The sequence below is a fragment of the Cellulosilyticum sp. genome, from assembly GCF_982396655.1.
In genome coordinates this window covers 1-3,587 of sequence record NZ_CEVXFV010000105.1, presented here as the reverse complement: position 1 = coordinate 3,587, position 3,587 = coordinate 1, and the positions used below count along the sequence as shown (strand labels likewise).

The 3,587-nt window shown below is 33.5% G+C and carries 5 protein-coding genes; all 5 read right to left on the bottom strand.

The features are described 5' to 3' along the window. Positions 1-2 precede the first annotated feature (2 nt). Positions 3-182, bottom strand: a complete 180-nt coding sequence (locus AC1VAQ_RS20900) for a response regulator (protein ID WP_479904534.1) — start codon at positions 180-182, stop codon at positions 3-5. Continuing rightward, positions 182-661: a hypothetical protein gene (locus AC1VAQ_RS20895; RefSeq protein WP_302600302.1), complete on the bottom strand. Its 480-nt coding sequence runs from the start codon at positions 659-661 to the stop codon at positions 182-184. Before AC1VAQ_RS20895 ends, AC1VAQ_RS20900 begins: the two co-directional genes overlap by 1 nt. Continuing rightward, the gene (floA, locus tag AC1VAQ_RS20890) at positions 654-1,631 is read right to left on the bottom strand and encodes a flotillin-like protein FloA (RefSeq protein WP_479904533.1); all 978 of its coding nucleotides are present in this window, start codon (positions 1,629-1,631) and stop codon (positions 654-656) included. The genes AC1VAQ_RS20895 and floA overlap by 8 nt, the downstream gene beginning before the upstream one ends. Before the next feature lie 19 nt (positions 1,632-1,650). Next, positions 1,651-2,148, bottom strand: a complete 498-nt coding sequence (locus tag AC1VAQ_RS20885; RefSeq protein ID WP_302600300.1) for an NfeD family protein — start codon at positions 2,146-2,148, stop codon at positions 1,651-1,653. Between the two features lie 206 nt (positions 2,149-2,354). After that, entirely contained in the window at positions 2,355-3,191 is an 837-nt protein-coding gene (locus AC1VAQ_RS20880) for a sensor histidine kinase (RefSeq protein ID WP_302600299.1), read from the bottom strand. Between the last annotated feature and the right edge of the window lie 396 nt (positions 3,192-3,587).

Here is a 3,587-nt window from a genome sequence, read left to right as displayed (position 1 = left end):
TTCTAGTCTAACAGTAAAAATGGCTGTAGACAATGTAATTGTCTACAGCCTGAGAGTGTGACTGCATCAGTAATGCAGTCACACTCTCCTATTACTTTAAAGCCATCATTCTTTTCGATAATCTTAGAAAGAAGAAGTCTGATTCCTGGTTCATCTTCTACTAATAGTACTTTAATCTCCATTATCTTCTTCCCTGCTTTCTATTTCTTCTCATTTTACATACAGGCTTTCCTAAAATCTCAGCCCATACGATTGCCTTTCTCATTTGGCTAGGTGTTATTTCATCTCCTGCTATGATACTTGAGCTATCCTTTCTCACTGTTGTTTGCTTTATATCTTGATTATCTTGGCTGACTTCATTGTTAAATCTTTCATTCTGGTTACTTCTATCTAAACTTTGTACTAAACTTTGTGCATTACTTTCCCCACCACTATAATGACTCTTTCCATTATAATGATTCTTTCCATTCATTTGATCTTTTTTATGCTTTTTCTTAAAACCATCTTCCTCTTCTTTTTGCATATGATGTCTGATTGCCTTCTTACATACTTTCTTTCCTTTAACGAGGATTTCCTCCCCATTAAAAATAATCTTATTTTCTTCCCCTTCTAAATTAGGTTTTATAAATATCCCTTCTTCACCTAATCCATTCTTATTCATCGCCTTTGCCTCCTAAAGGATTCATATCTTTTTGAGGCGCTGAGATAGATTTCCTCATCTCGGTATCTGCCTTGATATTTTGCATATCATAGTAATCTAACACCCCAAGTTTTCCTTCTTTTAACGCATATGCCATAGCTTTTGGTACTTCTGCTTCCGCTTCTACTACATAAGCACGCATTTCTTGTTCTTTGGCAACTGCCATGGCACGTCTTTCTTCTGCTTTAGCTTGTGCAATATTTTTGTCTGCTTCTGCTTGAAGCATTTGAAGATGTGCACCTATATTTCTACCTACATCAATATCTGCAATATCAATAGACAAAATTTCAAATGCTGTTCCTGCATCAAGTCCTTTTGAAAGTACCATTTTAGAAATATTATCTGGGTTTTCTAGTACTTCTTTATGAGAAACTGCAGAACCTACAGTTGTAACAATCCCTTCACCAACCCTAGCAAGTACGGTTGCTTCACCTGCACCACCTACTAAACGTTCAAGATCTGTTCTTACAGTAACCCTTGCTTTAACTAACAATTCAATACCATCTTTTGCAACTGCTGATACGTTGCTTGTCTCTATAACTTTAGGATTAACACTCATTTTGACAGCTTCTAAAACATCACGTCCTGCAAGGTCAATAGCTGCTGCTTTTGTAAATGGCAATTCAATGCCTCCCCTTTCTGCTGCAATTAATGCATCCACTACTTTGTTGACATTCCCACCAGCTAAATAATGCGCCTCTAAGCTATTTACTTGTAAGTCTATGCCAGCTTTAGTTGCTTTAATAAGTGGCATCACAATCATACTAGGGACAACACGTCTTAAACGCATACCAATTAAATTAAAAATACTTACATGCACATTAGCTGCTAAAGACGAAATCCATAACCCCACTGGTACAAACATAAAGAATAAAATAACTACTAATGCAATAACACCAATTAATACAATTGCTCCTATTGAAATCCCCATTTATTTTCCTCTTTTCTTATTATACTTTTTGCTTAACAATAAGCTTAGAACCTTGTACTTCACTGATAATAATTTTAGACTTTGCCTCAATATAAACGCCTTTAGTAATGACATCAAAATCTACACCATCAAAGGAAGCTCTTCCTGAAGGTCTAAGATCAGTTAACGCAATCCCCTCTTTACCTAACAAGTAATTTAAATCACTAGAACTGATATAACCTTTTTCTGTATTCAGCTCCTCTCTCAAAATCATAGGGCCTTTAATCTTCTTCTTTGCAAAAAGCCATAATATAATTGCCAACATCATGCCCAATATCAAAAGTACAATTAAAGTTATAATAGCCCCCTGTAAAACATTATCTGCCGTCAAAAATACTGCTGCAACTAAACAAATGATTCCCATAATTCCCGGGAAAGAAAAGCCTGGTAATACCATTTCAATTCCTACAAAAACAAAGCCTAAAATAAATAATATAATCGCAAACACCGAAAGACCGCCTATAACTTCTACTAGCATTTATCATCTCCCCCTTTCTTATCACTTTTGATAATACTATTTTACGCCTACCCCCTAATTATTACTATACATCCTCTTTGAGTTATACATTTACCCCCCTATATTGTCATTTTTTCTTATTCAAACTACAACTCATAATACTGACTTTAAACCTACTACATCAAAATATCTCTATGATTATGTCTGATACACGCCCTACTGATAATCTATTGAACCTTTCCTGATTTTGGGATACTCACCTCAAAGGTTGTTTTATCCTTTTCAGAAAAGACTTGTATATTGCCACCAACCTTTTGAATAATATCGGCTACAATATATAGTCCCATCCCATGACCTTCTTCCTTTTTAGTTGTAAATCCTTTCTTGAAGATTGCATCTAGCTGTTCTTTTGGAATTTGTGGACCATTATTATAAATACTAAAAAGGTACTGATTACTATCTTCATCTATTTCAATATGTAAATTACGATTTGTCTCCTTTTTTTCTAATGCCGTAATAGCATTATCTACAATATTACTAAGCACCTTGCAAAGCTCCCAAGGTTCTATGGGAATTTGTTTTAAATCAGATTTAACTTCTATATATAAATCTATTTTTCTTTGTTCTGCCATCTCTATCTTTGCTTGTAATAAAGCATTCACTGCTGGCTGCGCTGTTTTAAGGGCCTTACTTACTTTCATGATATCTTTGCAAAATGGTTCCAAATACCTTTTTGCCTCCTCATATTCTTCTAGTTCCATAAGCCCATAAACTACTTGAAGCTGATTAAGATATTCATGTCGTTGACTTCTTAGTCTTGTATTAAGTGCTTCTAAGTTATTGATACTTTCTATAAGAGAACTACTCTTTAAGCTATTAATAAAATAAAAACTGCAAAGTGTCGTCATGCTATTTACAATAACAAGTCCCATGCATAAGTAATATAAAAATACACTAAGTCCTATTTCATCTCCTAATTCCTTGAAAAACCAAATAGATATGACTAAAAAAATTTGTAGGATGTTAATAACTATAAGCATTCTTATAATTTTTTTGAGTTCCAAGCACTCACCCCCTCTATTTTTAGAATGTTCTTTACTCTGCTATTATAGTATAACTATTATAGTAGAGATTTCATATAGAGAAACCAACTAAAACCTTGAAATATACATATAGGTAAATAGGTTTCTCTCAATGATTTCACATGACTAAAAATCATGAATAACTAAAATTTATAAATGTGAACTCTATATTGATATAGCTTCCCTGCAAAAAAATAGAGGTAGAATGAAACTATAAATAGTCTCATTCTACCTCTGTTCATTTATTATAAGCAAAAGTATATTCCATTTATCCTTCATGACTATACTCATTATTTTTTCATACAAAAAAGGACTAGCAGAAATGCTAGTCCTTTTCCATGAACTTTCAAAACAAAATAGTAATCTCTAAGCCACTTC

Bases quoted from the DNA above. Each gene is read 5' to 3' on its own strand.
- AC1VAQ_RS20900 (WP_479904534.1), bottom strand. From the start codon at position 182: ATGGAGATTAAAGTACTATTAGTAGAAGATGAACCAGGAATCAGACTT.
- AC1VAQ_RS20895 (WP_302600302.1), bottom strand. From the start codon at position 661: ATGAATAAGAATGGATTAGGTGAAGAAGGGATATTTATAAAACCTAAT.
- floA (WP_479904533.1), bottom strand. From the start codon at position 1,631: ATGGGGATTTCAATAGGAGCAATTGTATTAATTGGTGTTATTGCATTA.
- AC1VAQ_RS20885 (WP_302600300.1), bottom strand. From the start codon at position 2,148: ATGCTAGTAGAAGTTATAGGCGGTCTTTCGGTGTTTGCGATTATATTA.